Origin of the sequence: Marinomonas pontica (genome assembly GCF_026191375.1) — a bacterium.
Taxonomy (GTDB): Bacteria; Pseudomonadota; Gammaproteobacteria; order Pseudomonadales; family Marinomonadaceae; genus Marinomonas; species Marinomonas pontica.
The window spans coordinates 1-25,710 of record NZ_JAODTL010000027.1; the positions used below are offsets into that span (position 1 = coordinate 1).

19 protein-coding genes, 2 pseudogenes and 1 riboswitch are annotated in these 25,710 nt (G+C 47.9%); of the genes and pseudogenes, 7 read left to right on the forward strand and 14 right to left on the reverse strand.

The features are described from left to right. The 3 genes and pseudogenes from N5P32_RS05775 to N5P32_RS05785 form a co-directional block, all read right to left on the reverse strand. Positions 1-478, reverse strand: a pseudogene (locus tag N5P32_RS05775) (sugar ABC transporter substrate-binding protein); the annotation flags it as partial. A 251-nt stretch (positions 479-729) separates the two neighbouring features. Beyond that, positions 730-2,196, reverse strand: a complete 1,467-nt coding sequence (locus N5P32_RS05780; RefSeq protein WP_265728176.1) for an ATP-binding protein — start codon at positions 2,194-2,196, stop codon at positions 730-732. Continuing rightward, on the reverse strand, positions 2,186-2,920 hold the full coding sequence (locus N5P32_RS05785) for a response regulator (RefSeq protein WP_265728177.1): 735 nt from the start codon (positions 2,918-2,920) through the stop codon (positions 2,186-2,188). The genes N5P32_RS05780 and N5P32_RS05785 overlap by 11 nt, the downstream gene beginning before the upstream one ends. Positions 2,921-3,131: 211 nt before the next feature. Between N5P32_RS05785 and N5P32_RS05790 the strand changes: the two genes are divergently transcribed. From N5P32_RS05790 to N5P32_RS05820, 7 genes are all read left to right on the forward strand, one after another. Then, positions 3,132-4,103, forward strand: a complete 972-nt coding sequence (locus tag N5P32_RS05790) for a carbohydrate kinase family protein (protein ID WP_265728178.1) — start codon at positions 3,132-3,134, stop codon at positions 4,101-4,103. Positions 4,104-4,550: 447 nt separating this feature from the next. After that, on the forward strand, positions 4,551-5,903 hold the full coding sequence (locus tag N5P32_RS05795) for an ABC transporter substrate-binding protein (RefSeq protein WP_265728179.1): 1,353 nt from the start codon (positions 4,551-4,553) through the stop codon (positions 5,901-5,903). Between the two features lie 116 nt (positions 5,904-6,019). After that, entirely contained in the window at positions 6,020-7,030 is a 1,011-nt protein-coding gene (locus tag N5P32_RS05800; protein WP_265728180.1) for a carbohydrate ABC transporter permease, read from the forward strand. Between the two features lies 1 nt (position 7,031). Then, positions 7,032-8,174: an ABC transporter permease subunit gene (locus N5P32_RS05805; RefSeq protein ID WP_265728181.1), complete on the forward strand. Its 1,143-nt coding sequence runs from the start codon at positions 7,032-7,034 to the stop codon at positions 8,172-8,174. A gap of 70 nt (positions 8,175-8,244) precedes the next feature. Beyond that, on the forward strand, positions 8,245-9,339 hold the full coding sequence (locus N5P32_RS05810) for an ABC transporter ATP-binding protein (RefSeq protein ID WP_265728182.1): 1,095 nt from the start codon (positions 8,245-8,247) through the stop codon (positions 9,337-9,339). A 66-nt stretch (positions 9,340-9,405) separates the two neighbouring features. Then, the gene (locus N5P32_RS05815; RefSeq protein ID WP_265728183.1) at positions 9,406-11,025 is read left to right on the forward strand and encodes an alpha-glucosidase; all 1,620 of its coding nucleotides are present in this window, start codon (positions 9,406-9,408) and stop codon (positions 11,023-11,025) included. A 118-nt stretch (positions 11,026-11,143) separates the two neighbouring features. Continuing rightward, positions 11,144-12,226: a LacI family DNA-binding transcriptional regulator gene (locus N5P32_RS05820; protein ID WP_265728184.1), complete on the forward strand. Its 1,083-nt coding sequence runs from the start codon at positions 11,144-11,146 to the stop codon at positions 12,224-12,226. On the opposite strand, the gene N5P32_RS05825 is transcribed toward N5P32_RS05820, so the two are convergent. From N5P32_RS05825 to N5P32_RS05875, 11 genes and pseudogenes are all read right to left on the reverse strand, one after another. Then, positions 12,223-12,993: a 3'-5' exonuclease gene (locus N5P32_RS05825; protein ID WP_265728185.1), complete on the reverse strand. Its 771-nt coding sequence runs from the start codon at positions 12,991-12,993 to the stop codon at positions 12,223-12,225. The genes N5P32_RS05820 and N5P32_RS05825 overlap by 4 nt on opposite strands. After that, positions 12,935-14,794, reverse strand: a complete 1,860-nt coding sequence (locus N5P32_RS05830) for a DUF294 nucleotidyltransferase-like domain-containing protein (RefSeq protein ID WP_265728186.1) — start codon at positions 14,792-14,794, stop codon at positions 12,935-12,937. The genes N5P32_RS05825 and N5P32_RS05830 overlap by 59 nt, the downstream gene beginning before the upstream one ends. Before the next feature lie 27 nt (positions 14,795-14,821). After that, the gene (locus tag N5P32_RS05835) at positions 14,822-15,388 is read right to left on the reverse strand and encodes a TMEM165/GDT1 family protein (RefSeq protein ID WP_265728187.1); all 567 of its coding nucleotides are present in this window, start codon (positions 15,386-15,388) and stop codon (positions 14,822-14,824) included. A gap of 6 nt (positions 15,389-15,394) precedes the next feature. Continuing rightward, positions 15,395-15,596: riboswitch (yybP-ykoY riboswitch) on the reverse strand. An 83-nt stretch (positions 15,597-15,679) separates the two neighbouring features. After that, positions 15,680-17,264 (reverse strand): annotated as a pseudogene (locus N5P32_RS05840) (BCCT family transporter). 455 nt (positions 17,265-17,719) lie between these two features. Next, positions 17,720-18,889, reverse strand: a complete 1,170-nt coding sequence (gene hemW, locus N5P32_RS05845) for a radical SAM family heme chaperone HemW (RefSeq protein WP_265728188.1) — start codon at positions 18,887-18,889, stop codon at positions 17,720-17,722. Continuing rightward, positions 18,886-19,503, reverse strand: a complete 618-nt coding sequence (rdgB, locus tag N5P32_RS05850; protein WP_265728189.1) for an RdgB/HAM1 family non-canonical purine NTP pyrophosphatase — start codon at positions 19,501-19,503, stop codon at positions 18,886-18,888. Before rdgB ends, hemW begins: the two co-directional genes overlap by 4 nt. A gap of 90 nt (positions 19,504-19,593) precedes the next feature. After that, positions 19,594-20,184 carry a methionine biosynthesis protein MetW gene (metW, locus tag N5P32_RS05855; RefSeq protein ID WP_265728190.1) on the reverse strand — a complete coding sequence of 197 codons (591 nt, stop codon included), beginning with the start codon at positions 20,182-20,184 and terminating at the stop codon, positions 19,594-19,596. Next, positions 20,184-21,341, reverse strand: a complete 1,158-nt coding sequence (gene metX / locus N5P32_RS05860; RefSeq protein WP_265728191.1) for a homoserine O-succinyltransferase MetX — start codon at positions 21,339-21,341, stop codon at positions 20,184-20,186. Before metX ends, metW begins: the two co-directional genes overlap by 1 nt. Before the next feature lie 214 nt (positions 21,342-21,555). Then, positions 21,556-23,442, reverse strand: a complete 1,887-nt coding sequence (locus N5P32_RS05865) for a methyl-accepting chemotaxis protein (RefSeq protein ID WP_265728192.1) — start codon at positions 23,440-23,442, stop codon at positions 21,556-21,558. Between the two features lie 219 nt (positions 23,443-23,661). Beyond that, positions 23,662-24,261, reverse strand: coding sequence for a 16S rRNA (guanine(966)-N(2))-methyltransferase RsmD (rsmD, locus tag N5P32_RS05870; protein ID WP_265728193.1), 600 nt, complete (start codon positions 24,259-24,261; stop codon positions 23,662-23,664). After that, entirely contained in the window at positions 24,258-25,574 is a 1,317-nt protein-coding gene (locus N5P32_RS05875; protein ID WP_265728194.1) for a peptidase M16 family protein, read from the reverse strand. The genes rsmD and N5P32_RS05875 overlap by 4 nt, the downstream gene beginning before the upstream one ends. Between the last annotated feature and the right edge of the window lie 136 nt (positions 25,575-25,710).

The window sequence follows — 25,710 nt, forward strand, 5'->3', positions numbered from 1 at the left end:
AGTTGTTGGGATAGAGCACAAGATTTACGGAATACTTCTGGGTTTGCCCACATCCAGTTTACACGGTGAACGTTCACTGGAGCCGCCACGTAATGGCCATCGTATTTCATAACATTGCTAACGACTTGAGGAAGAATGACATCCCAATCGCCTGCTTTTGCCACATCATCAAGATTTGTTAGGAAACCAAGATCGCCCCATTCTTGAATAGTTGGGCCTTTGATTTGAGCAGCGGAAGGGGATTGCCAGCAATGGCGCGAGATTTCAGAACGGTCATAGCAGATTCACCACCGCCACCAGCGACTGCGAAGTCTTTCCAAGTGTGGCCAGCGTCTACCATTTCTTCTTTAAGTACATTGATCGCAGCGGCTTCGCCACCTGATGTCCACCAATGCAAAACTTCTACTTCACCAGCCTGGGTGGTAGCAGCGGCTAGAGAAAGTGCAACTGTGGTTAAACCGAAAGCAATTTTTTTCATGATAGTAACCTTTGTTATTGTTATGTCGTCTAATCAAATACAAACATGTTTTGATATGGCGTTTTGTATCGACGGCGCTGACTGTCTGATGTCAGCCAAAACGCACGTTCGAGTTACTGAATTTAGCAAAGGATCTGACAAGGGAGGGTAAAATAGAGCAACCTAATGTAACAAAGTCTTGCAAGGTTGCCGTTCTGAGTCGAATTTATTGCTCTGTTCTTCCATGAAATTTGCACAAAAATGGAAATAAATCAGTGTCTTGGTAGCCAAAGTTTGGCTTCGAGACCTTGTAGTACATGGTTGCTTAATGTCACCTCGCCACCATGTGCTCGTGCAATATTTCGCGCAATACTGAGTCCCAACCCCATTCCTCCAGGGTGGCCGGAATGGTCTGGAGTAAGACGAGTGTAGGGTTGAAAGACTTTGTCCATTTTATCGATGGGGATGCCTGGACCTTGGTCACAGATGCGAATACAGACTTCGTCTTCGTCATCTTCAATGTACACGGTGGCCGTTTTTCCATAGTACAAGGCGTTGTCGACTAAGTTGCCAAGACAGCGTTTAATCGCCAGCGGTTTGCCGATGAAAGGGTGGTTTAACTCCCCAACCACGGTGAGTTTAACGTCGTGTAAATTAGCGGTTGTTTGCATATCCCGCAACATTCTAGAAATGTTCACTTCGATGCGATTTTCGTGAATGTCGGTTTCTTTTACGCTTTGCAGTGCGCCTTTTACCAACATGTCTAGGTCTTCTAAATCCCGAATCATCGCGTCGCGGATGTCGTCTTCATCGAGCATTTCTGCACGCAATCGCAAACGGGTTATCGGGGTTTTGAGGTCGTGTGAAATTGACGCGAACAGTCGCTCTCGGTCATTGAGATAGCGTTGAATGCGGCGTTGCATGTCATTGAAGGCTTTGGCGGTATTACGTACTTCTACGCTGCCGACTTCTTTGATGGGTTTCCAATCGCCCTGACCAAAGCGTTCTGCGGCGCGTGCCAAGGTAGCTAAAGGCCGGGTAACACGGCGCAAAACCACTATGCTCAGCAACAACACGGTAATGACCGACATTGCCATGGAAAAGAGGCGATCACCGGTAAGCGCAGAATTGCCGTCCAAAAAATAAGGGTCCGGCATAAGGCTTGCCAAATACAACCAATCTTTGTCGTTGATGGGGATCTGGATCACGATAATCGGCGGTGTCAGCGGTTTGACTAATAAACTGTGATGCCCCCAGCGCTCCGGTAAGTCTACTAGCCGAGTGTGGTTGTTGATGACATGCAGGTCGTCTGGGTTGGAAAACGCAATGTTGGCGTTATGAATACCCAGTTGTTTGATCAGCGTGGATTGCACTTCGTTTTTAACGATGTCTTTGAGAGGCGAATCTGGGATGTTGTTGATGTTAATTTCTTCTTTGTTTAGCGTCACAAAGAAGCGTGTGCCCCCCATGTCTTGTAATTGATCAATGACGATGTGTCGATAATTGGTTGGGAGGGAGGTGAAATAACTGACCGTTGCCGCGATTCGAAACGCCATGTGTTTTGACACTTCACGAACGTTTTCTTCGGTGTCCGATTCCAATTGGCGCAGCCAAATGGTTGAACTGACGAATTGCGCGCTGGCCACACCCAGCGCCATGATGATCAGAATTTGCCCGGTCAGAGACTGAGACCAGCGCTTGATGCGCGAGCTTTTGCTCTGAGCCGTGTTACTGGACATCGCTAATGACTTCGACATTGGCGGTTAGGATGTAACCTTGGCCGCGAATGGTTTTGATTAATTGCGGTTGACGGGCGTCTTCATGCAAGCGTTGGCGCAAGCGGCTGACATGCACGTCAATAAAACGGTCAAGCGGAGCGCTGTCGCGCCCCCGCGTGTTTTCTGCGATGAGTTCCCGCGAGAGTACGGCACCAGGGTGCGTTAAAAACAACATGAGCAAATTGTAATCGGCCCCTGATAAGGACTCTTTGTCGTCTCCGAAGTGCAACTCTCTGGACAAGGTATCGAGAGTAAATTGTGCGAAGCGGTAAAAACGATGCGTAACCGGCGACATTTCGACAACCTCGCTGTGTTCCATACGCCGTAAAATCGCCTTGATTCGAGCCAGCAACTCTCGTGGATTAAAAGGCTTCGCAAGGTAATCATCGGCGCCAATTTCTAAGCCAATAATGCGGTCCATTTCATCGGAGTTCGCCGTGAGCATAATTACTGGAACTTGAGAATGGGCGCGCAAGGATCGACACACTGAGAAGCCGTCTTGGCCGGGCAGCATGATGTCCAAAATGACCAAATCAATGTCCGAGTGATTTTTTACATCGGCTAAGAAGGCTTCGCCAGAGTCGGCCGTCAGCACGGTGAATTGATGCTTTTCTAAGTAAGTTTTGAGCAGGGTGCGAATCTCGTCGTCATCGTCTACAACATAGATACATTTTGCGTGGGTCATTCTCTTACTCAGTGGCAGGTTAATGTCTGATTTCGGTTAAAACGAGGGTCTACAAGCCTTGAGTCTAGCAAGAAAGTCAGATCGAACCAACGTTGATAGGTGCTTGCGGCGCATCGTCAATTAAATAAATTAAATTGATTTAAAGTTTTTCCCCCTGCATAATTTTTCATCTACCCTTATTTTTTTCGAGTATTCAAAAGAGAACACAATAATGACAACAAAAGTGATGGCGTTCGGTGAAGCCTTAATCGATTTTCTTTCCAATGGAGCAACCAAAGCAGGAGAGCTTGAATCCTTTACAAAATTTCCTGGTGGCGCGCCGGCGAATGTCGCGGTTGCGGTTGCTCGCTTAGGCGGAAACAGTCACTTTGTTGGGCAAGTCGGTGAGGACGCATTCGGCCACTTTTTGAAGGATTCACTAGACAGCTACGGTGTGAACACGAGCGCTATGTTGATGACCAAAGAAGCCAAAACCGCATTGGCGTTTGTGAGCTTAGATCACACTGGCGAGCGTAGTTTTGAGTTTTATCGCAGCCCTTCCGCGGATATTTTGTTCCGTGAAAGTGATTTTGATGCGACCTGGTTCGCTGGCAGCCAAGGTGTGTTTCACACGTGTTCCAATACACTGACCGACGCAGACATCACGAAAGCGACGTTGGCGGGTGTGAGCATGGCGCGTGCAGCGAACTGGATTGTGAGTATTGATGTGAATTTGCGCATGAACCTTTGGCCTAATGGTCAAGTGGACACCAAACGCGTGATCGATTGGATGCAAAGTGGTGATGTGGTGAAAGCCAGCTTAGAAGAGTTGGCCGTGTTGGCGGAAGACCCATTCGTCTTGATCCAAGAATCACTGGCTGCGGGCGTAACCTTGTTCGTTTTAACGGACGGTGGCAACCCGATTCGCTTTTACACACAGGCCCATGGCGAAAACCAGGTTGTGACACCAAAAGTTGAGGTAAAAGACACGACTGCCGCGGGCGATGCGTTTGTGGGTGGTTTGCTTTATAAGCTGGCGGAGCAGGGGGGAGATCGTGCTGCGTTAACGACACTGTCTCAGTCTCAGCTGGTGGACGTGGTGCGATTTGCCGCGGCTTGTGGTGCAGATTCTGTAACCAAATTAGGCGCTTACCCTTCTTTGCCTTCGCTGGCTGAGGCAGAAGCGCAATTGGGTCGGTTTTAAATTCTATATCGCGTTAATGGCCGATTGGTTAAACGGTTAAGAGACGGTTAAAAAAGAACTCTCTCGTGATGAAGCGTGGCATGGCCACGCTTTTTTTATGTCCGTAATTAGGTGAGTAAATAAGCAAAAAACGAGGATAAAAACAGCACAGAGTCACCGCATTTTGATCATTAACCTGCTGAAATCTCATAAAAAAACCGATATCGTTCGTTTTTCATACAGTGTATTGAGAATGGATTAAATTCGCGTTTTCTCAGAAACCAACTAAATTTAGCAAATAATTAAGTCAATATTAAGGACGCTAAGTGCTTGAAGCACGGGTTTTGTTTGTTAATAATCAAATTCCTTCTTAATCCTTATAGAAGACATATTTAGTGAGTTTCGACCTTCGATAATAACAACAAAGGCATGCTAGGGGAGTCCCGAGCCAGCCTGTAAGGAGCGATGATGAAAAAGTCTCTATTGTCTGTGGCGGTAGCCCTGACTCTGTCCGCAAGTGCTGTTCATGCAGCTGATCTCATGTTCAAACCCGGTGAAGATGCTCGTTTTAGTTGGAGCAGCTATGACGCATTAAAGTCCACTAACCTCTCTGGCGAAACCATTTCTGTTTTTGGTCCTTGGATGGGCGATGAAAAAGGCAACTTTGAGCGTGTGGTTGCTTATTTCGAAAAAGCCACTGGCGCAAAAGTCAATTACGCAGGGTCGGATTCCTTTGAACAGCAAATTGTTATTGATGCTCAAGCTGGCAGCGCCCCCAACATTTCGGTGTTTCCACAACCGGGCTTAGCGGCGGATTTGGCGGCAAAAGGTTTTATTACGCCGCTTAACGATACTGTGAAGAAAGCCGTGGTGAGCGATTATGCCGCGGGTCAATCGTGGGTTGATCTTGCAACGTTTAAAAACCAAAAAGGCCAAAAAGAATTTTACGGTGTGTTCTATCGTGCCGATTTGAAATCCTTGGTGTGGTATTCACCAGATAACTTTGCGGATGCGGGTTATGACGTGCCTGAAACCATGGAAGACTTAAAAGCACTGACGGAACAGATCGTCGCTGACGGTGGCACGCCTTGGTGTATCGGTTTGGGCTCCGGCGCCGCGACAGGTTGGCCAGCAACGGATTGGGTAGAAGATCTATTGTTGCGTACTCAGCCAGCGTCGGTGTACGACAAATGGGTGAGCAACGAGATCAAGTTTGATGACCCACGCATTGTGAATGCGATTGAGGAGTTTGGCTGGTTCGCCCGCAATGACGAATACGTTGACGGTGGTGCGGGCGCGGTGGCGTCAACGGATTTCCGTGACAGTCCAAAAGGCTTGTTCCAATCACCACCTAAGTGTTATTTGCATCGCCAAGCGTCGTTCATTCCTGCGTTTTTTCCAGAAGGCACGAAATTGGGCTTAGATGCGGATTTCTTCTATTTCCCATCGTACGAATCGAAAAAATTGGGTAATCCGGTATTGGGTGCGGGTACCTTGGTCAGCATCACCAATGATTCAAAAGGCGCCCGTGCGTTTATCGATTTTATTCGCTCGCCGATCGCCCATGAATTGTGGATGGCGCAAACGGGCTTTATTTCCGCTCATTTGAAAGCCAACCCAGAGGTGTATTCCAGCGAGGCTGCGAAGAAGCAAGGTGAAATCTTACGCTATGCGACGACGTTCCGTTTTGATGGATCGGACTTGATGCCAGGCAAGATCGGCGCGGGTTCTTTCTGGACTGGCATGGTGGATTACACCGGCGGTAAAGACGCAAAAGAAGTTGCTCATGACATCCAGAAAACATGGGATGCGTTGAAGTAACTTTGTTCAATAAGCCTCTAATGCGGACGCTCGCTTAGGGGCTTTCTTCTTTGTCGTTCAACCACAACCGATGACCCTGTGGTTGATCTGTCTATTCGATGTATTTTGGAGTGCTTATGGCTCAGCTCGCTTCCGCGTTAGTGACCATGATTTTGGGTGTACTAGGGTGTGCTGTGTATTTCTATGGTTCAAACATCTTGTTGGATAAAATCTTTCCCACCAAGAATGGACCCGCCCAACAGATCGCTCGAAACCTAAGAATCACCAATACCATTCGTCCTTGGTTGTTTTTAGGGCCTGCGGTGTTGTTGCTGACGTTTTATCTTTTTTATCCGGTGATCGATTCTATTCGTTTGTCTTTCTTTGACCGCAGTGGCGATGAGTTTGTGGGCGTTTCTAACTACGTGTGGTTGTTTGGCAGCGATGAGTTCTTTGAATCCTTCCGCAACAATATGTTGTGGCTGATTGTGGTGCCGACGGCGGCGACGTTTTTTGGTCTGGTAATCGCGACCATGACCGACCGCATTTGGTGGGGCAATATTGCCAAAAGTCTGATTTTTATGCCGATGGCCATTTCCTTTATTGGTGCGTCGGTTATCTGGAAATTCATTTACGATTTTCGCAGCGGCGGCGATGCACAAATTGGTTTGTTGAATGCCGTTGTCGTCTTTTTTGGTGGAGAACCACAGAACTGGATCACCATTCCTTTTTGGAACAATTTCTTTTTGATGATTATTTTGATCTGGATTCAAACCGGTTTTGCGATGGTGATTTTGTCAGCGGCGTTGCGTGGTATTCCAGATGAAACCATCGAGGCCGCTGTGCTAGATGGCGCCAATGGCGTGCAGATTTTCTTCAAAATCATGGTGCCGCAAATTTGGGGAACCATTGCGGTTGTTTGGACAACGATCACCATTCTAGTGCTGAAGGTGTTTGATATTGTGTTGGCGATGACCAATGGCCAATGGGACACGCAAGTGCTGGCAAATCAGATGTTTGATTGGATGTTCCGTGGCGGCGGCGACTTTGGTCGTGGCGCGGTGGTGGCGATTGTGATTATGGTGTTGGTTATCCCGATTATGATTTGGAATATAAAGCGTGCGAACGCAGAAATGGAGGGGCGTTAATATGATTGCATCCTCTAAACGTTCTCCGTTGACGTATTTGGTTCACGCCACTGTGTTGTTTTTGGTGGTGATTTGGACCATTCCGACAGCGGGCTTATTTGTGTCTTCCATTCGCGACAAAGATCAGTTGTCAGTGTCAGGCTGGTGGACGGCGTTAGCTACGTCTGAGCAGCGTATTGTTGACCGTGCACAAGAACCGAAAGCGCAAGTGCAAGAAGGCGATCGCTTTGTTATTCGTGGCAATTTGCTGGGTGAGTCGGCTGGAAGCATCACTCAATTCGGTTTTAGTTCTCTGGAGCCTGAGGCGTTTGCTGTTGGTACGGTGGCCGAAATGAGAAAAGGCCAAACGCTAGAAGTGACCGCCAATGGTGATTACGTCTTGTCCTCGCCGACACCATGGAAGGGATCTCGTGGGCAACGTATTTTTTACACGGCGGAAGTGCCTCCTCGGTTCACCTTGGATAACTATCGTGAGGTGCTGAGCGCAGAAGGTTTGGGTCAGTCTTTCTTAAATTCCTTAACAGTGACGATTCCTGCGACCATTATTCCGATTTTGGTGGCGGCGTTTGCGGCCTATGCCTTAGCGTGGATGCGTTTTCCGGGTCGAGCTTTGTTGGTTGCGGCTGTGGTGGGGTTATTGGTTGTCCCTTTGCAGATGTCTCTGATTCCGTTGTTGAAAAGCTACAACTTGATTGGCGAATTCTTTGGCGTTGGTTCAAAAACCTATGTCGGGATATGGCTCGCTCACACGGGGTTTGGTTTGCCGTTGGCCATTTATTTATTGCGTAACTACATTGCAGGTTTACCGGGAGAAATCATTGAGTCGGCGCGTGTTGATGGGGCATCGGACTTTGATATTTTCCGCAAAATTGTGCTGCCCTTGTCGTTTCCTGCCTTGGCGTCGTTTGCCATTTTCCAGTTCCTTTGGGTGTGGAATGATTTGTTGATTGCCATGGTCTTTTTAGGAAACAACGAAGAGCACTTAGTGTTAACGGGGCAATTGCGTGAATTGTTGGGGTCTCGTGGCGGGAACTGGGAGATTCTGACGGCATCGGCGTTTATTACCATTATTGTTCCTTTGTGTGTGTTCTTTAGTTTGCAGCGTTATTTGGTGCGCGGCTTGTTGGCAGGTTCTGTGAAATAACCCCGTTACGCGAGTGAGTTGAGCGCGGCTCCTCACTTAATGTACGTATTTAGATTGAGGCAATTGAATCATGGCAGATGTAAAGCTAACCCATGTTAAAAAGGTTTATTCGAACAAAGTTGAAGTGTTAAAAGACATTAATTTGGACATCAAACAAGGTGAGTTTATCGTCTTTGTTGGGCCGTCTGGTTGCGGCAAGTCTACCTTGCTTCGGATGATTTCTGGTTTAGAAGAGATTTCTGGCGGCACTTTGGAGATCGATGGCCAAGTGGTGAATGATATTCCACCTGCATTACGCGGCATCGCGATGGTGTTTCAAAGCTACGCCTTGTACCCGCATATGACGGTGTACGACAACATGGCCTTTAGTTTGCAAATCGCGAAAGTGAGCAAAGAAGACATCGATCAGCAAGTGCGTAAAGCAGCGGATATGCTGCAACTTACGCCGTATTTGGATCGCTTGCCAAAAGCCTTGTCGGGTGGTCAGCGTCAGCGTGTGGCGATTGGTCGCGCGATTGTGCGCCGTCCGAAAGTGTTTTTGTTTGATGAGCCTTTGTCGAATTTGGATGCGGCGTTGCGTGTGGCGACGCGAATGGAAATTGCCAATCTGAAAGACAGCATGCCCGATTCGACGATGATTTATGTGACTCACGATCAGGTCGAAGCCATGACATTGGCGGATCGTATTGTGTTGTTATCGGCGGGTAATATCGAGCAAGTAGGCTCGCCTTTGGAGCTTTATGAGCACCCTGCGAACGTGTTCGTGGCGAAGTTTATTGGCTCACCCGCGATGAATGTGGTGCCGTGTCGAATTGAAAAGGCCGGTGAGCAAACTCATGTGTCACTGTCTTCATCTGTGACCGTGGAAACGCCGATTACAACCGAAGCCAGTGAGCAATCCAAAGCCGCGTTTTTTGGTATTCGTCCTGAAGATTTGTTGGTGGTTGAATCGCAGGAGCAGGGTTTCTTGTCGGGAAGTGTGTCTTTTGTTGAGTCTTTGGGAGAAGCGACCTTGCTGTACGTTACTGTGCCTGGGTGTGACGAAATGGTGATTGCGAAGCAAGCAGGCACCCTAAAAACACAGCGAGGCGAGACCGTGCATTTGTCGGCATTGCCAGAAAAAATGCATTTATTTGACGACAAAGAAGTGTCTTATCGTCGTTAATTGTTTGAATTATTTTGATGGGAGCAAGGCGTTGCTCCTTGTTTTATTTGTTTTTGGAGAGCCGTTATGACGACCAATTTGAATTGGTGGAAAGGTGGAGTTATTTACCAAATATACCCACGTAGTTTTATGGATGCGAATGGCGATGGGATTGGTGATTTGGCCGGAATTACCAGCAAACTCGACTATGTAGCGTCTCTCGGAGTGGATGCCATTTGGCTGTCGCCGATCTTCACATCGCCCATGAAAGACTTTGGCTACGATGTGTCGGATTATTGTGATATCGACCCAATGTTTGGCACGTTAGCGGATTTTAAAGCCTTAATTGATCGTTCTCATGAATTGGGCTTAAAGGTAATGATCGATCAGGTGATCAGTCATTCTGCCGATGCACACCCTTGGTTTGAAGAAAGTCGTCAGGATAGAACCAATCCAAAAGCCGATTGGTATGTGTGGTCTGACCCAAAACCAGACGGTTCGCCGCCAAATAACTGGCTGTCTATTTTCGGTGGCAGCGCGTGGAAATGGGACAGCCGTCGTTTGCAATATTATTTGCATAACTTCTTGGAGTCTCAGCCAGATTTCAACTTCCACAACCCAGATGTTCGCAAGGCGCATTTGGACAATATGCGGTTTTGGTTGGAGATGGGGGTAGACGGTTTCCGTTTGGACACGGTGAATTTCTATTTCCACAGTGAAGGCTTGGAAGACAACCCACCAGTGCCTGCTGGTGAGCCAAAAACCATGGGTGCGCCACACGATAACCCTTACACCTATCAGCGTCATGTGTACGATTTGAGCCGTCCAGAAAATCTGGATTTTCTCAAAGAGTTGCGTGCCATGATGGACGAGTTTCCGGGCAGTACTACCGTGGGTGAGATTGGCGATGATTTTCCGTTGAAACGCATGGCCGAATACACATCTGGTGGCGACAAGCTTCACATGGCGTATACCTTCGATTTTTTGAATAAGCCGCATTCACCTGATTACATTCGGGATGTATTGAAAAACATGCAAGAGATTGTCGGGGACGGCTGGCCTTGCTGGGCATTATCCAATCACGATGTGGTGCGTTCTCGTACACGTTGGGGCGCAGACGAAGATGGCGAAGCGTATCCTTTAGTGGCCTTGGCGCTGATTTTGTCTTTGCGCGGCAGTGTGTGTCTGTATCAAGGTGAAGAACTTGGTTTGCCAGAAGCCGATGTGCCTTTTGAGCGTATTCAGGACCCTTATGGCATTCCATTGTGGCCTGTGTTCAAAGGCCGTGATGGTTGTCGTACGCCGATGGTGTGGGAGAATTCATCACAAGGTGGTTTTTCTAATATTGAGCCTTGGTTGCCCGTATCCAAAGAGCAGTTGCCTTTGAGTGTGGCGGAACAAGAAGCGAATCCAGAGGCGTTATTGCACAAGGTTCGTCAGTTAATTCATTGGCGCCAACAACAACCGGCGTTGGTCAATGGTGAACTTTCTCAGCGCGACGTGGACAATGCCGACTTGGTGGCTTTGGTGCGTGAGTATCAAGGCGAGAAAGTGCTGGTGGTTCTGAACATGACGGGGACATCTCAGCAGGCGAATGTGGGTGATGATATTGCAGAAGTGCTACAAGGGCATGGCTTTTCGTCGACCTTGTCTGGCGCGGTGGCGACAGTCCCTGCGTATCACGCGTTTTATGCCAGATTGTCTTAGCCTTGATGGCAATCGGTCTTGGGATAAATACTAAGACTTTGTAACAAACAAGCCGATTTGCGGAGGACGTAAATCGGCTTGTTTGTCATGGCTATTTTTTAGATTACGGACCGTGGGTATGACAAAAAACATAAAAAAGCTGACCTTAAAAGACGTCGCCGAACGCCTAAAAGTGTCCACCGCGACCATTTCCAATGCGTTTAATCGCCCCGATCAATTGTCGGCCAACTTGCGTGAAAACATTTTGAGCGAGTGCGAAAAAATGGGCTACTTTGGCCCCAATGCCGCGGCGCGCAGTTTGCGAACGGGTCGCACGGGCATTGTTGGCATTGTGTTGTCGGATGACCTGAGTTACAGCTTGACCGACCCTGTCGCCAATCAGTTTTTGAAAGGTATGGCGGAAGTGTTCGAGGCGAATGAATACAACATGTTGCTGTTGTCTTCTGATCATGTGGAACAAGACGCGCAAAGCCGCATGCAATCTTCCATGGTCGATGGCTTTATTGTGTACGGTCACAAACCTCAGCAGTGTATTAACGCGCCTTGGTTGATGCCGAATAAGAACATCATTACGGTCGATAGCTTTATTCCGGGGACGACGTCGGTCAACATTGAAAACCACAGTGGCGCGTATCGCATTGCGTGTCATGCGTTGCAGCATAAACCGGAAGCGGTGGCGATTTTAGGTTTGAGCCTGTTAGACACTGACCGAGTATGTCGGATTCGGGAAGACGAACTGTTTGACCGCGCTGCATCGATTTCGATTCAGCGTTTGTACGGGTATTTTGAAGCGTTAGAAGAGCACCAATTGTCCGTTGCCTCCGAGCATATTTGGAACATTCCAGAAAACAATCATAAGTTGGCTTACCAAGCGGCTCGTGAAGCATTGACCATGGCGAACCGCCCGCAGTTGCTGTTGTGTATGAGTGATTGTATTGCGATTGCTGCGGTACAAGCGGCGTTGCATCTGGGGTTGCGAGTGCCTGAAGACGTGCAGGTGGTAGGGTTTGATGGCATTGCCGAAAGCGCCAATATTCACCCCTCCATCACCACCATCCATCAACATACGGTGGAAAAAGGGCGTGTCGCAGCGGAAGTCTTTTTAGGCCTTCGAGAAGCCAAAGACGTGGTGTTGGAAACGGAGCTGGTGATTCGCGAAAGTTGCCCTTCACTTACAGGCTCCGCTGCATCGTCGGCCTAGACCCAATAGTGTGAAATATCCGCTTCTGGGTCCATGTGGTAGGAGATTTGTGCCTGTAACAATTCCGCAGAAGACAACGCGTCAGTCAACGCATGATGGGCCTTGTAACGCGGCAGCTTATAACGCTGGCGGCACGCATCCAGTCGTAATGACGGACGTCTTCCGAAGCGTTGCCACCACGGTTTGAAGGTGGCTTGGCGTTCAATGTCCATGGTATCTAGGACGGGGAAATACAGCGGATAGCCGTATACTTTCATGGCGGCTTCCAGAAGGAATTGGCGCTCGATGGCCACACAATGCACGACGATGACTTGGTGGCTAAGTGCCGTCAAAATTTCATCCAAAATAGCATGAAGCCTTGGCGCTTCTTCTAGTTCGGCGTGGGTGATTTCATGGATGGTGACGGATTCGGCATGCAATGAACGTTCAGGTTTGGCCATCCAATATTTCGCACCTTGGCAACGAATGATTTTGTGGTCGAGTGGGATTAACCCAAGGCTGATGATCTCGTCTTTGCTGGGGTCTAATCCTGTGGTCTCGAGATCCAAGGCGAGCAGTGGCGCGTCTTTTAACGCGGTATTGGGCGCTATCATTCCGGCTTGATAAAAGCGTTTTAATGGGCCTTCTGGCGCTTCTTTGGCCCATTCTGCAAACATCGCTTGCCAGTCTTGGATGTCTTTTTTTGGCTGTTTTTTATTAAACGTTTTGTCATTTAGTTGCGCTTCCTGCGAAGCGGAACTTAATAAATTCCTGTTGGCGCGACACAATGTGAAACGCGTCTCTTAAGTGACGCTTTTCGAATGAGGATAAATGTTCAGGGTTGACGTGATTATTGGGCTCTTCGCCGGCTTCAATTTGGTCTTTTTGGTTGCGGATACGCACCATGCCGATCATCTCTAAGGCCAAGGCGAGGTCTTTCGCGCGCCCGTCGGGTAACAGTCCTGCGGCTTCAATGTCTTCAATACGTTCTAGCGTATTGAGTTTGTCGCTGCCACACGCTAACGCATGCACTCGGACAATATCAATAATGGGTGCGATGCCCCTTTCTTTTAGGTTAAACGTGCGTGATTGTGTGCCTTCACCGTCCAATACAAACTGTCGAAAGAACCCCAAAGGTGGTTTGCGTTGATTGGCGTTTCTGGCCATAAAGGTCAAGAACCCCGCGTGCTGTTGGGCTTCGGCGCGTATGTGCTGATTTAATTGTTTGGCCAGGGTTTTGTCGCCATACACGCCGCGCAAATCAAAGAAGATAGACAGACGCAATAAGGCTTCGGCTTTGGGTTGTTGAATCCACTCGCTGAAGTGTTGTTTCCAGACCTTAAGAGGCTGACGCCAGCGCGGATTCGACGCCATGATATCACCAGAGCACAAATCGTAGCCGCAGTCGTCTAGATGCTTGCATACCCAATCGGCTAGGTTTTCAAAATACTCGCCGTGCTGTGTTTTGTCGTATTGATCGCTCAAGATCAAGGCATTGTCTTGATCGGTTTTAATGGTTTGTTCTTCTCGTGCTTGCGAGCCAAGCGCAATAAAGCAATAAGGCACTGGCGGCGGCCCGTATTTTTCTTCGGCCAGCTGCAGCAAGCGCTTCACAAAGGCGGTTCCTATGTGTGACATGGCGTTGCCTATCATTTGGGTATTGGCATCGGCGAGCACCAGTTGGGTGAAGGTGTGCGTCATTTTACGACTGATGCTTTTCAGCCCTTCAATGCTGGTTTGCTTATAAATATCGCTGATTAAGTAGACGCTGCCGTGGCTTTCTTTTTGGATAAGGTCGCCTGTGCTGACCACGCCAATCGGGAGCCCATTCTTTACAATGGGGATATGGTGAACATTGCGTTCCATCATTTTTAGAACGGCTTCTGATGCGTAGTCGCCACTGTCCATTACGACCGGGTCACGGGTCATGATGTCTGACACTGGCGTGTCGTAAGCTAGACCTTCCGCCACCGCGCGAGTCCGTAAATCTCGGTCTGTAACAATGCCAATCAGTTCGTCATTGTCCGTGATTAAAAGGCTAGAAACGCGATGCTCAGCCATGATTTGCGCGGCGATGCGAATGCTGGAATCCATTTGTGTGCTTATCGGTGGACGTCTTAATAAGCTCACCACAGGGCAGGTCATTAAGGACACGTCGGAGTTTTGAGCGTCCATCGCGGCTCGCAAACGCGCTTCGCGAGCCAGCTGGAAAAAGTCCGAAAAGTTGTCGTTTTCAGCATGAAGTTTGAGAAACCAACGCGCAGGAATGCGATACAACAAACTGTCTTCGATGGTTCGCATCGACTGGGACGATTTACCACCGCGTAACAACGACGCGTAGCCGAATATCTCACCTTCGTTCATACGTCGAATTAACTTTTCTTCTTTGCTCAGCACTTCAATGGCTCCGCTACGAATGAAAAACAGTGTATTGTTTAAGGCGCTGGGCGCAATGACCCATTCCCCCGCACGGACATACTGTATTTCGATTTCTTTCGCCATGTCATTGAGTTGCGGATCGTCTGCAATCTCATTGAATGGAGCGTGCTGACACAGTGCTTCGAGTATTTCGGTTAATTCGACGTCCATCGTACATTCCTGTTTGATCGCGCTAACTTAGTGTAGATAGGGCGAGATTATGGTTACGGCACCTAAAACGAGAAATAATAAACAAGCCAATTGGCGAGTTCTGTCAGCGTTTATTTTGTCCATGATCCAGTTACCTGCGAAAACAACCGGTACGTTGGCCAGCATCATACCAACGGTAGAACCTAGCAAGACCATCCACACACTGCCGTAATGAGCGCCTAGTAACACCGTTGCAATTTGCGTTTTATCGCCAATTTCAGCAAGAAAGAAGAGTATAAAGGTGGCACCAAACGCACCATATTTCAGCATTTGATTTTCTTCGCTGTCGTCTTTATCTGGGATCAGTAGCCATAAACCTACCGCAATAAAGCTTAGACCAACAATCCAACTGATGGCACTGTCTGGAATCCATTGAGCGACTTCCACTCCGAGCCAAGCAGATAAGGCATGATTCAGCAATGTAGCGGCAAGAATACCAAGCACAATAGAAGATTTAGACGCGAAGCGCGTCGCAAGAAATAACGCCAATAATTGGGTTTTATCGCCCATTTCGGCAAGAGCAACAGTAGAGATAGAAGTAAGCAAAGCTTCCATTTGACAGGTCCTAGGTGGGCTATAAAACAAAAGACAACAAACCTGTGCCCACCAGAGCCAAGTCATTGTCTTAAGTCTCATCAATCCCAACGATTTGCATCGATTCAGGACTTCTTTGCCATGAGCTTGAGGCTCAATTATGTTGACAAAGAATCTCTGCAGCATACGAATATGTGCAAAGAAGATTACTCCCCTAAGAGGACGCAGAGAATATAATATTTACCGTTAAAAAACAAACCCGAACAGACACTGCTGTTCGGGTTGTTGATAAAGGTCTAATGTACCGACACTTTATTTATAGAGATGCATGTCACTGTGTAACCCTTTCCACAAGCTGATACACATGATCAGCATGAGCAAAGTAAACGGTAGGCCGATGGTAATCGCCGCCGCTTGGATGGCACCCAGTGCTTCAGAGCCGCCACCAATCAATAGCGCGATCGCAATTACACCTTCCAGTACCGCCCAGAAAACACGTTGAATCATAGGTGCGTCTGTTTTACCGCCTGCGGTGATACCGTCGATAACCAAAGAACCAGAGTCAGAAGAGGTAACAAAGAACACCAAGACCAACACGATACCGATGAAGGAGATCACAGACGTTAATGGCAAGTTAGCAAACATTTGGAACATCGCCAAAGAAGAATCGGAGATACCGTTTGCTAGCGCACCAATGCCGTTTTCCGATTGATCAAGAGCCGATCCACCGAAGATAGACATCCATACTAGAGAAACCACAGTCGGAACCAATAGAACCGCCACAATAAACTCACGAACAGAACGACCGCGAGAAACGCGCGCGATAAACATACCAACAAATGGTGACCAGGAAATCCACCAAGCCCAGTAGAATACAGTCCAGCCATGGTAGAAAGTCGTGTCTTCACGACCAATCCAATTACTTAATGGAATGATGTTTTCAACGTAGCTAAACAGAAAGGCGATCACAGACGAGAAAATCGCGCCAGTGTTACCAACGATCACAATAAAGATGGCCAATACAGCCGCAATGATCATGTTCACGTTAGACAGCAGTTTTACGCCGCCTTCTAGACCGCGAGCAACCGAGACAATGGCCACAGCGGTAACACCGCAAATAACCAAAATTTGAGTGGTTAGCGTATTTGGAATATCAAATAGGAAGTTCAGACCACTGGTGGCTTGTAATGCACCGAAGCCCAATGACGTCGCTAAACCAAAAATCGTCGCGATAACAGAAATGACATCAATTACATGACCAATGACGCCCCATACTTTTTCACCAAACAGTGGGTAAAAAGCAGAACGAATGGTCAGTGGCAAGCCTTTGTTGTAGGCGAAGAAAGCCAATGACAAACCCACTACCGCGTAAATAGCCCAAGGGTGAAGGCCCCAGTGGAACATGGTTGCACCCATCGCTGCGCTTTTCGCTTCAGCCGTATTTGCGGCAACGTCAAACGGTGTGCCGTACCAGCCTGTGTAGTAGGCGACAGGTTCTGCCACACTCCAGAACATCAAACCAATGCCCATACCGGCCGCGAACAACATAGAGAACCAAGTAATGGTTGAGTGTTCCGCTTTTGCTTCGGTACCGCCTAAGCGAATCTTACCAAGAGGAAGAACAATGAGAAGCAGGCAAAAAAGCACAAAGATGTTGCCGGATACCATGAAAAACCAGTCGAAGTTATTGATCGACCAATTTTTGGCGCCTGATAAAATAGCACCTGGCGTCGGCAGGGAATAAGATACTGCCGATGATGAATGCAAAGATGATCAGTGCGCTGGTGCTGAATACAGGGTTCAGTACATCAAGGCCAAGAAACTGAACGTTATCTTGTCCTACTTTGTACGACGTGTTGTATTCTGCCCGACCACTGTCAGGTACTTTATTACTCATAAATTTACTCCTGAATTAGTGAAATTGTTCTCGCGACGTTTGCTTAACTGCCAATGTTTAAAAGGTCTCTGCCATTTACCAAAAATTAGCCTGAGTGATTTTTATACAATTCTGCCACTCCACCGTAAGAGAATTCTCTCTATCACATTGTTCTGAATACGACGTATTCTGAACTTTTTTTCACAATGCTTACATAATCAGGCGCTGTCATATGGCTCGAACAAACAAATTGCTTGGTAAAGGCCGCTGATTTTGTATTGAAATAGGTCGATTTTAGGGTGGTAAACCTTCGCTGTTTTTCAGCTAGGATGAGCGGTTAAGCCAGAGTCTCCATGACTTTTCGCGATGTTTACTAGAATAAAAAAGGCCATCTGAGATGGCCTTTTTTATTCTTAACAGGGTAAGAGTTACATCAAAATGCTTAGATGTCAAATTATAGTAAGCAAAACAGTTGATTAAGGAAGGAATAATTCAAGCAATTCGTTAAGGAACAATTTGCCTTTTTCTGTCGTTTTTACTCGCTGTTTTTTCCACTCATTGGCATCCAATAAGCCTTGTTTGATTGCCTGTTCACAGGCTGAAATCAACGATTTTGGGGTTTTTTGGTAAGTAAATCGTTCGTAATCCTGTAGATCAAAGGTTTCGAACAAACGCAGGCGGTTCATCATAAATTCCAGAGGAAGGTCTTCTTGCTCGATGGCTTCTTTGATCACCAAGGCTTCTGGTAAGTTGCTTAGGTAATGGTTTGGATGGCGAGTCTTTCGTGTACGAAATATTTGACCATTAACTAACGTGATCTTGCCGTGAGCGCCAGCGCCAATGCCGATGTAGTCGCCGAATCGCCAATAGTTCAGATTGTGCGCAGCGCGATGGTTTGGTTTTGAATTCGCGGACACTTCATACTGCGCGTAACCATGCTGAGTGAGCAAGGCTTGTCCAGCGTCTTGAATGCCCCACAAGGTGTTGTCTTCTGGCAGTGTGGGCGGACGACGATAAAACTCCGTGTTGGGCTCGATGGTCAATTGATACCAAGACAAATGCTCGGGGTTCAACTCGATGGCCAACGACAAATCTTCCAATGCCATGTCTAGGCTTTGATCGGGTAAACCGTGCATCAAATCGAGGTTGATATTGTCGAAGCCTGCGGCTCTGGACTTATCCACAGCGTGGATGGCTTCCTCACGGTTGTGGATTCTTCCTAGGGTTTTCAACAGGTTTGGCTGGAAACTTTGAATGCCAATTGACAAACGATTGATGCCGGCTTGGCGAAAGTGCCGGAACTTTTCTTGTTCAAACGTGCCCGGATTGGCTTCCATGGTGATTTCGGCGTTGTCCACCCACGTCAGTTTGTCGCGCAGGGCGTCCATTAGACGATAATAGAAGTCTTCACTCATTAAACTGGGCGTGCCACCGCCGATGAACGCGGTTTGAATAGGGCGTCCAGCGACATACGGCATATCTGCGTCTAAATCCGCTAGCAGCTGGGCGAGATAGGCGTCTTCAGGCAGCTTTCCATCGGCTTCAAAGCGATCTGCTTGGTGCGAATTAAAATCGCAGTAGGGGCATTTTCGAACGCACCAAGGCAAATGAATGTACAAACTTAACGGCGGCAATAGAGCGCTCAAAGTGCCTTTCCTGTTGTGGTGTGTTGTTGGAACGCAGCGAACATGTGCTTTAATGCTTTGCCGCGATGACTAATTTGGTTCTTCACTTCTTTTGGTAGGCTGGCGGCACTGCAGCCACATTCAGGCACATAAAATATCGGATCATAACCAAAGCCCTCTTGGCCTTCTATGGCGGTCAAAATGCGGCCCTCCCAAACGCCATGAAAAACCTGCGGCGTTGGGTCATCTTTGTGGCGCATGTAGGCCAATACGCAGTGAAAGCGAGCGGTGCGCTCTTCTTCTGGAACGCCGTCTAGCTTTTCTAACAGAAGTTGGTTGTTCGCGTCATTATTGCCATGTTCACCCGCAAAACGTGCTGAATAAATACCCGGTGCGCCGTCGAGATAGTCGACTTCGATACCGGAATCATCCGCCAACGCGGGTAAACCTGTTTGAGCACAGGCGTTTCTCGCTTTGAGAATGGCGTTTTCAATAAAACTTAGCCCTGTTTCTTCGGCTTCTTCGACATTAAATTCGCTTTGGGGTTTTACATCAATGCCCATGTCGCCAAGTAACGTATTGAATTCTTTGATCTTTCCAGCGTTGTTGCTGGCTAGCACGATGGTTTTTGGCATCGGTTTTTCCTTTTTATTCTTTAAAACAAAGGCGGCTGATACGCCGCCTTGTTGTGTTCTTTTGATTCGATGGTTGCCGTTTTTCGCGTATTAACGACTGATGTGGAATATCGCCGTTTCACTGAATAGGTTCGGCATGGAACGAATCCACCAGTGGTCTTTTAGCTGACCATCGACAGCCGCCCAACGCAGCACTTTGATGTTTTTCTCTTTACACAGACGTTCAAAGTCTTGGAAGGTAAAGAAGTGAATATTGGGGGTGTCATACCAATTGTAGGGCAAGAAATCAGAAACGGGCATGCGACCTTTTAGCGCCAAATGCAGACGGCTGCGCCAGTGTCCGAAGTTTGGGAAGGTAATGATGCATTCTTTGCCGATGCGCAGCATTTCGTCGATCAATAAGTCGGGGCGACGGAATTGTTGCAAGGCGTGCGTCATCAATACAAGGTCAAAGCTTTGGTCATCAAAGTTCTGTAAGCCTTCATCGATGTTTTGCTCTAAGACTGGAATGCCTTTTTCGATACAGGTATTTAAATCGTCAGGTCCGATTTCTAAACCATAGCCGTTTACCTGTTTATTTTTAATCAGATGGTGGAGCAATTCGCCGGGACCACAAGCCAAGTCCAGCACTCGAATATTGGGCTGAACCCATTCATCGATGATTTCTAAATCAGAGCGCATTATTTGACCTCCGTGGTTAAGCGATTGGCGACCCGGGTTAAAAACGTGTTTAACACAGACATATAGCGTGGAATCGGGAACAAAAAGGCATCGTGACCTTCGGCGGCTTCGATTTTTGCATACGAGACCTGCTTGCCTGCTTTGACCAAAGCATTGACGATTTCCTCACTGCGCTCAGGGGAGAACCGCCAGTCGGTGGTGAAGGAAACCAGAAGGAATTCGCATTGCGCGCGACTCAACACAGCAGAAAGATCGCCATTGGTTTGTGAGGCTGGATCAAAATAATCCAATGCTTTGGTCATCAACATGTAAGTGTTGGCATCAAAGCGTTTGGTGAAGGCTTCCCCTTGATAGCGCAGGTAGCTTTCTACTTCAAACTCAATACCGTAGTTGTACTGGTAGCTATCGTGACGCATTTGACGACCAAATTTGGCGCCCATGGCATCGTCTGATAAATAGGTAATGTGACCTAACATGCGCGCCAATCCAAGCCCGTTGGTGGGCACCGAATCGTTGTCGAGATAATTGCCTTCGAAAAAATCTGGGTCGCGACGAATGGATTGACGTGCGACTTCGTTAAAGGCGATGTTCTGCGTGGACAGTTTGGGCGCGGAAGCGACGATGACGGCCGACTTCAGGCGGGTTGGAAAGCGGATGCTCCACTCCAATACTTGCATGCCACCTAGGCTGCCACCGACTATCGCGGCAAAGGTTTGAATGCCTAATAAATCCGCCAAACGTGCTTGGCTTTCTACCCAATCTTCGACTGTCACAATGGGAAAACTGGCTTCCCAACGTTGTCCTGTTTCTGGGTTGATGCTGGTGGGACCGGTAGAACCGCAACAGCCGCCTAAGTTATTAAGTGCAATGACAAAAAACGTGTTGGTATCGATGGCTTTGCCAGGTCCAATTGCCGAATCCCACCAGCCAGGTTTGCTGTCAGACATGGCGTGATAGCCCGCTGCGTGATGATCACCACTGAGCGCATGGCAAATTAAAACGGCGTTAGACGCATCGCTGTTAAGCGTTCCATAGGTCTCATAGACCAGATCATAAGAAGCCAGTGTTTGTCCGCACGCAAGCGGCAAAGGCGTGTCGAAATGCGCCGTCTGTGGCGTGACAATACCAACAGAGTCGGCTGAAATGACGTCCGGCATAGGTGTGTTTGTATCCTAAACTAAAGTCCTAAAGAAAGTGCTCGAGTTCCCGTGAAGACGAGTGGGAAGATTCATCGATGAGTGATGCCGTACAGTCTAGCGTTTGCGCCTAGTGTCATCAAGAGGTGGGACGGAAAACACACTAGACGACTCAATGCTTCTACCGTGTGTGCGGGTATGGGTAGAAGCATTGGATCGGGAGGTTTTTAGAGCGTTACGCGAGTGTGAACACCTGCGTTTTGTTGGCCAGTTGTTCAGAGAGCTGCTGAATCTGTTTGGTCTTGTCGGCCATCATATCAATAGAACGCGTGTCTTGGTTGAGCTGTTGGGCAATTTGCTCCATTTCCGTGCTCATTTGAATCGCGGTACTGGCCACGTCGTGTATGGCATTCGCCATGGAGTCGGTCGATTTCGACCCGGTCATGGCATTGCTTTCGATATCACGCATGGCTTCTTCGGCCTTAGTACCGTTTTCACTGATGGTTTTCAGGTTGTCTTGGCCGCTTTCCATGGTGGTGATCGCGGTTTGAGTAGACTGCTGAATGGTGCTGACGATGTCGGTGATTTTTGACGTGGCGTCGACGGTTTTTTCAGCCAAGGCTCTTACTTCGTCAGCGACCACAGAGAAGCCGCGACCCGCTTCGCCTGCGCGAGCGGCTTCGATGGCCGCGTTTAATGCCAGCAAGTTGGTTTGGCTGGCCAGATCGTTGATCATGGCAATGACGCTGTCGATGTCTTTTGATAAACGTCCTAGCTCGTTGAGCTGTTGACTGGTCATGTTCACAATGCCGACCGTGTCACTGATGCTGTGTAACACCATTTTGATGGTGTCGGCCCCAGATTTAGCTGACTGGTAAGTTTCGCTTGAATGCCCTTTCAATTCGTTCGTGGTGTTGGACAGCTCAGTCAAACGATTGGAAATATCATCGGTTGCGGTGGCGAGCGAATGGGTTCGCTGGTTTACTAAATGGTTACTGCTGGCAATGCTACTGATGGTGTTGTTCAGATCTGTCGACATGGTGCTGACGTTGTCGGTGGTCGACACCACGTCTTTTAGTACATTGCCTAATCCTCCCGTCATTTCGTTAAGAGATTGACTCAGTTGGTCAAATTCATCGTTACGCTTGGTGTTCACCATGGCTTTGGAAGACATGTCGCCTTGCTTGACTTTGTTTAGATCGGTAATGACATTTTGTAGAGTTTTATTCACGCTGCGTAAAATTACTATCATAAGTAACGCTGCCAATAAAATGATGGCGATACTTACCGCAAGCAATGTGGCATTGGCTTGAGCAGAGCTGTTTTCGGCATCATTTTCGGCCTTGAGTACCTTGGCTTCAATTAACGCGTTGGCGTTGAGCTGGCTTTCGGTAAATTGATTTTTCTGAGTGGCAAAAGTCTGCTGTATCTCATTGAGGTTGGCGTATTCTTTTCCATATTGTAGCAGCGCATCACGATAGGCTTGAGCTTTTACACCGTGTGTATCTTGGAAGCCAAAGTTATCGATACGGCTGTAGTAACGGTCGTAGCTGGTGGTGAACTCCTCAAGGTTGCTGTCGGTTGGGTCTGCTAAGTAGCCTGCTTCCGCTTTGCGCACATTGGTGAATTCTCGTTTCAATAAACTTAATTTCTGAATGTCGACCGTGATATCCGAGCCCATTTTGTCAATGCTGCCACGTAAGCCAGATGATGAATCAAAACCGATGACGTTACGTTCATTGATCAGGGCGACCAGTGCTTGGCTGTAGTTGGTGATTTCAACAAGGTTGTCTCGTAGTGCTTCTTTTAGATCTTGGCTGTTTGCTTGTTCAATGTTGGCGGTAATGGTCGTGGCGTTTTGCTCGATTTGTTGATTGGCCGTGGCAAGGTATTCTTGGAAGTTATCTACGGAGATGGAGCGAAGGCCGTCGGCGATTTCGAGCATTTGAATGCTTAGGTGGTCATTCGATGCCTGAATTTTAGACAAATTTCTGAGTTCGTTATTGGCTTCTTTTTGGGATGCCAATCCACCAATGGCGACAAAGGTGACGATAACGAGCCCTAAAATGGCGGTAATCAATAATATTAATAGTTTCGTTTTAAAGGATAGGTTAACCAGCATAATGACCTTCCTGCTCGGCAGTATGTTTAAACAATGTGCACATAAATAGTACATGGGTTGTTAAGCTATGCAAGCATCGTGCTAACAAAATACAACCGTTAGGATAACGAGGTTTGAGCCGAGTATGAGGAAGGGGATTCTGGCTTGCGCATTATTGGTGCGCGAGGTGGTGTTGGTTGTCACCAAAAGCCCTATTTTGGCTAGGGCTTTTGGTTGCGCTTATTTCGATACTTCAAATAAACGATAGACAAGTTGGCCTGCGTTTTTTTCTTTTATTAATGACCAATGCATTGGTAACTCTGGAAGAGGCGCTTCTTTTTCCATTTCTATGTACACCAAGGCACGATCCGCCAGCCAACCTTTTTCCAATAAAGGGATGATTTGCCCCAACCAACCTTTTCTAAATGGCGGATCCAAGAAGACAATGTCCATGGCGTGCGGCGTTACCGTGTCTAGGAAAACCGCCGCATTTTGAGCGATGACGTTGGCATTGGTTGCGCCCAGCGTGGATAGGTTCGCTGTCATTTGTTGTGACACAACACGCGAATTGTCCACAAACGTGAGGTGTTTTGCGCCGCGAGACAGTGCCTCTAACCCCAATGCGCCTGAGCCGCAAAATAGATCGCCACATACGGCGCCGGGGATCTGGTGATTGATCCAATTGAATAGGGTTTCTCTTACTCGGTCCGGTGTCGGACGCAGCCCTTCAATATCTGGAATGGGCAGTTGGCGCGAGCGCCATTCGCCGGCGATGATGCGCAGCTTGGAGGCTTTCGCTTTGCTTTTGTTCGACGCGTTATTTAGGGCGTTTTTTTTCATTGATAAACCTGAATTTCTTGGTAAGACGATGGCCGTAATAAACGCGTTAGGGCCGCTTGATACTCTTCGACGGTGAAGCTGTCGACCGCTTCTTGATAGCCATTGGCAAATTTTTCTAAATTCAGCGCGCCATTTTCGTGAGTGACTTGCGTGGCAATTTGACTCCACCACGTTGGCGACAATGTTTGCTGTTCTAGTTGGCTTTTAAAAGAGTCCAGCAAGGTCTGAAACATTTTTTTGTTATTGGCAGAAGGAACTTGTTCCGAAAAAGCCAAACTTTTAGGGTAAATCATCTGGTCGGCTGGCCGATTCGTTGTGGCGTCGGGCGAGGCTACACTGTTGCCATATTGAATGCTCCACCAAGCCCAAGGGTGTTGCGGAGAGAGCGTCAATGCGAGTTGTACAAAGTCGATATGAGTCTGCTTGTTTAGCGTAGCCACTAAGTCAGCCCCCCAAATTTGTAAGCTAATCCATTCTTTTATGTCGGTGACTGGCATCAGTGCAATGGCGCTGCGTGTTTGCCAAAGCGTGCCTTCATTCTGTTTGATGATGGTGCTTAGCGGCTCGCTGTAAATGCTTTCGTTAGGTGAGGTGGCGATTTGGTACTCTTGGCTGATTTTGTTTAAAGCGGCCTGTAAGGTGTTTTTTGCTTCAGTGGGCAGTTCGCCAATGATGTAAATCGCGGTCGCGGACGATTTTAAGCGTTGGTAATAATCAATCACTTGCTCTAATGATACAGGCACGCTATTGGAACTGATTTGTTTATTGTTTTTGTCGAAGAATAGGACGTTTTCGAGTTCGTGTTGAATAGGGGGATTTTGTGTGCGCTGGCTTTGCCAATTGTCGAAGGTGCGGCGTTTGAAATCTGGGTTGCTCAGCCAGTTGGTTACTAATGACAAGGTGGGGAGCAAATAGCGTGTTTCGTTGCTTAACGTTAAACAAATGGTTTGACTTTCGTGATCATAATAGCTGTTTGCGCTGGCGGCTAAAGGCGCTAATCTTTGATTGATGGACGCTGTGCTTAACGGTAGAGAATCGCTCATTAGCATCGCCAGAGTGGTTTGTATCAGGGCTGTGTTGGTGGTGGCGGAATGGAATGAGAAGCGAAGTTCGACCTTGTCGGTGTTTTCCCATTCTTCCTGCTTTAACCAAATGACAGGGATACCAGAGGTCGTCGTCCAGCGTTCGATCGTCGGGGTGGGAAGTGTGTTGTTGGTGGCGATTAGATTAAGCAGCCAGATGCTTAGGGTGCAGAGCAACATAATCGCCGCTAAAACCGGACGGCTAAAGAGAGGTTTGTCACTGTTAAACATAATGAACCCTGAAATGGTAAGAGTTAGCGTGAAACTAGGCCTGTTTGCGCGCTAGAATGATGATAAAATAATCGTTTTTAAGCGTCTATCTATAGGGCGCCGTGTCCAATCATAGCATTTCACTGATGTTAACTGC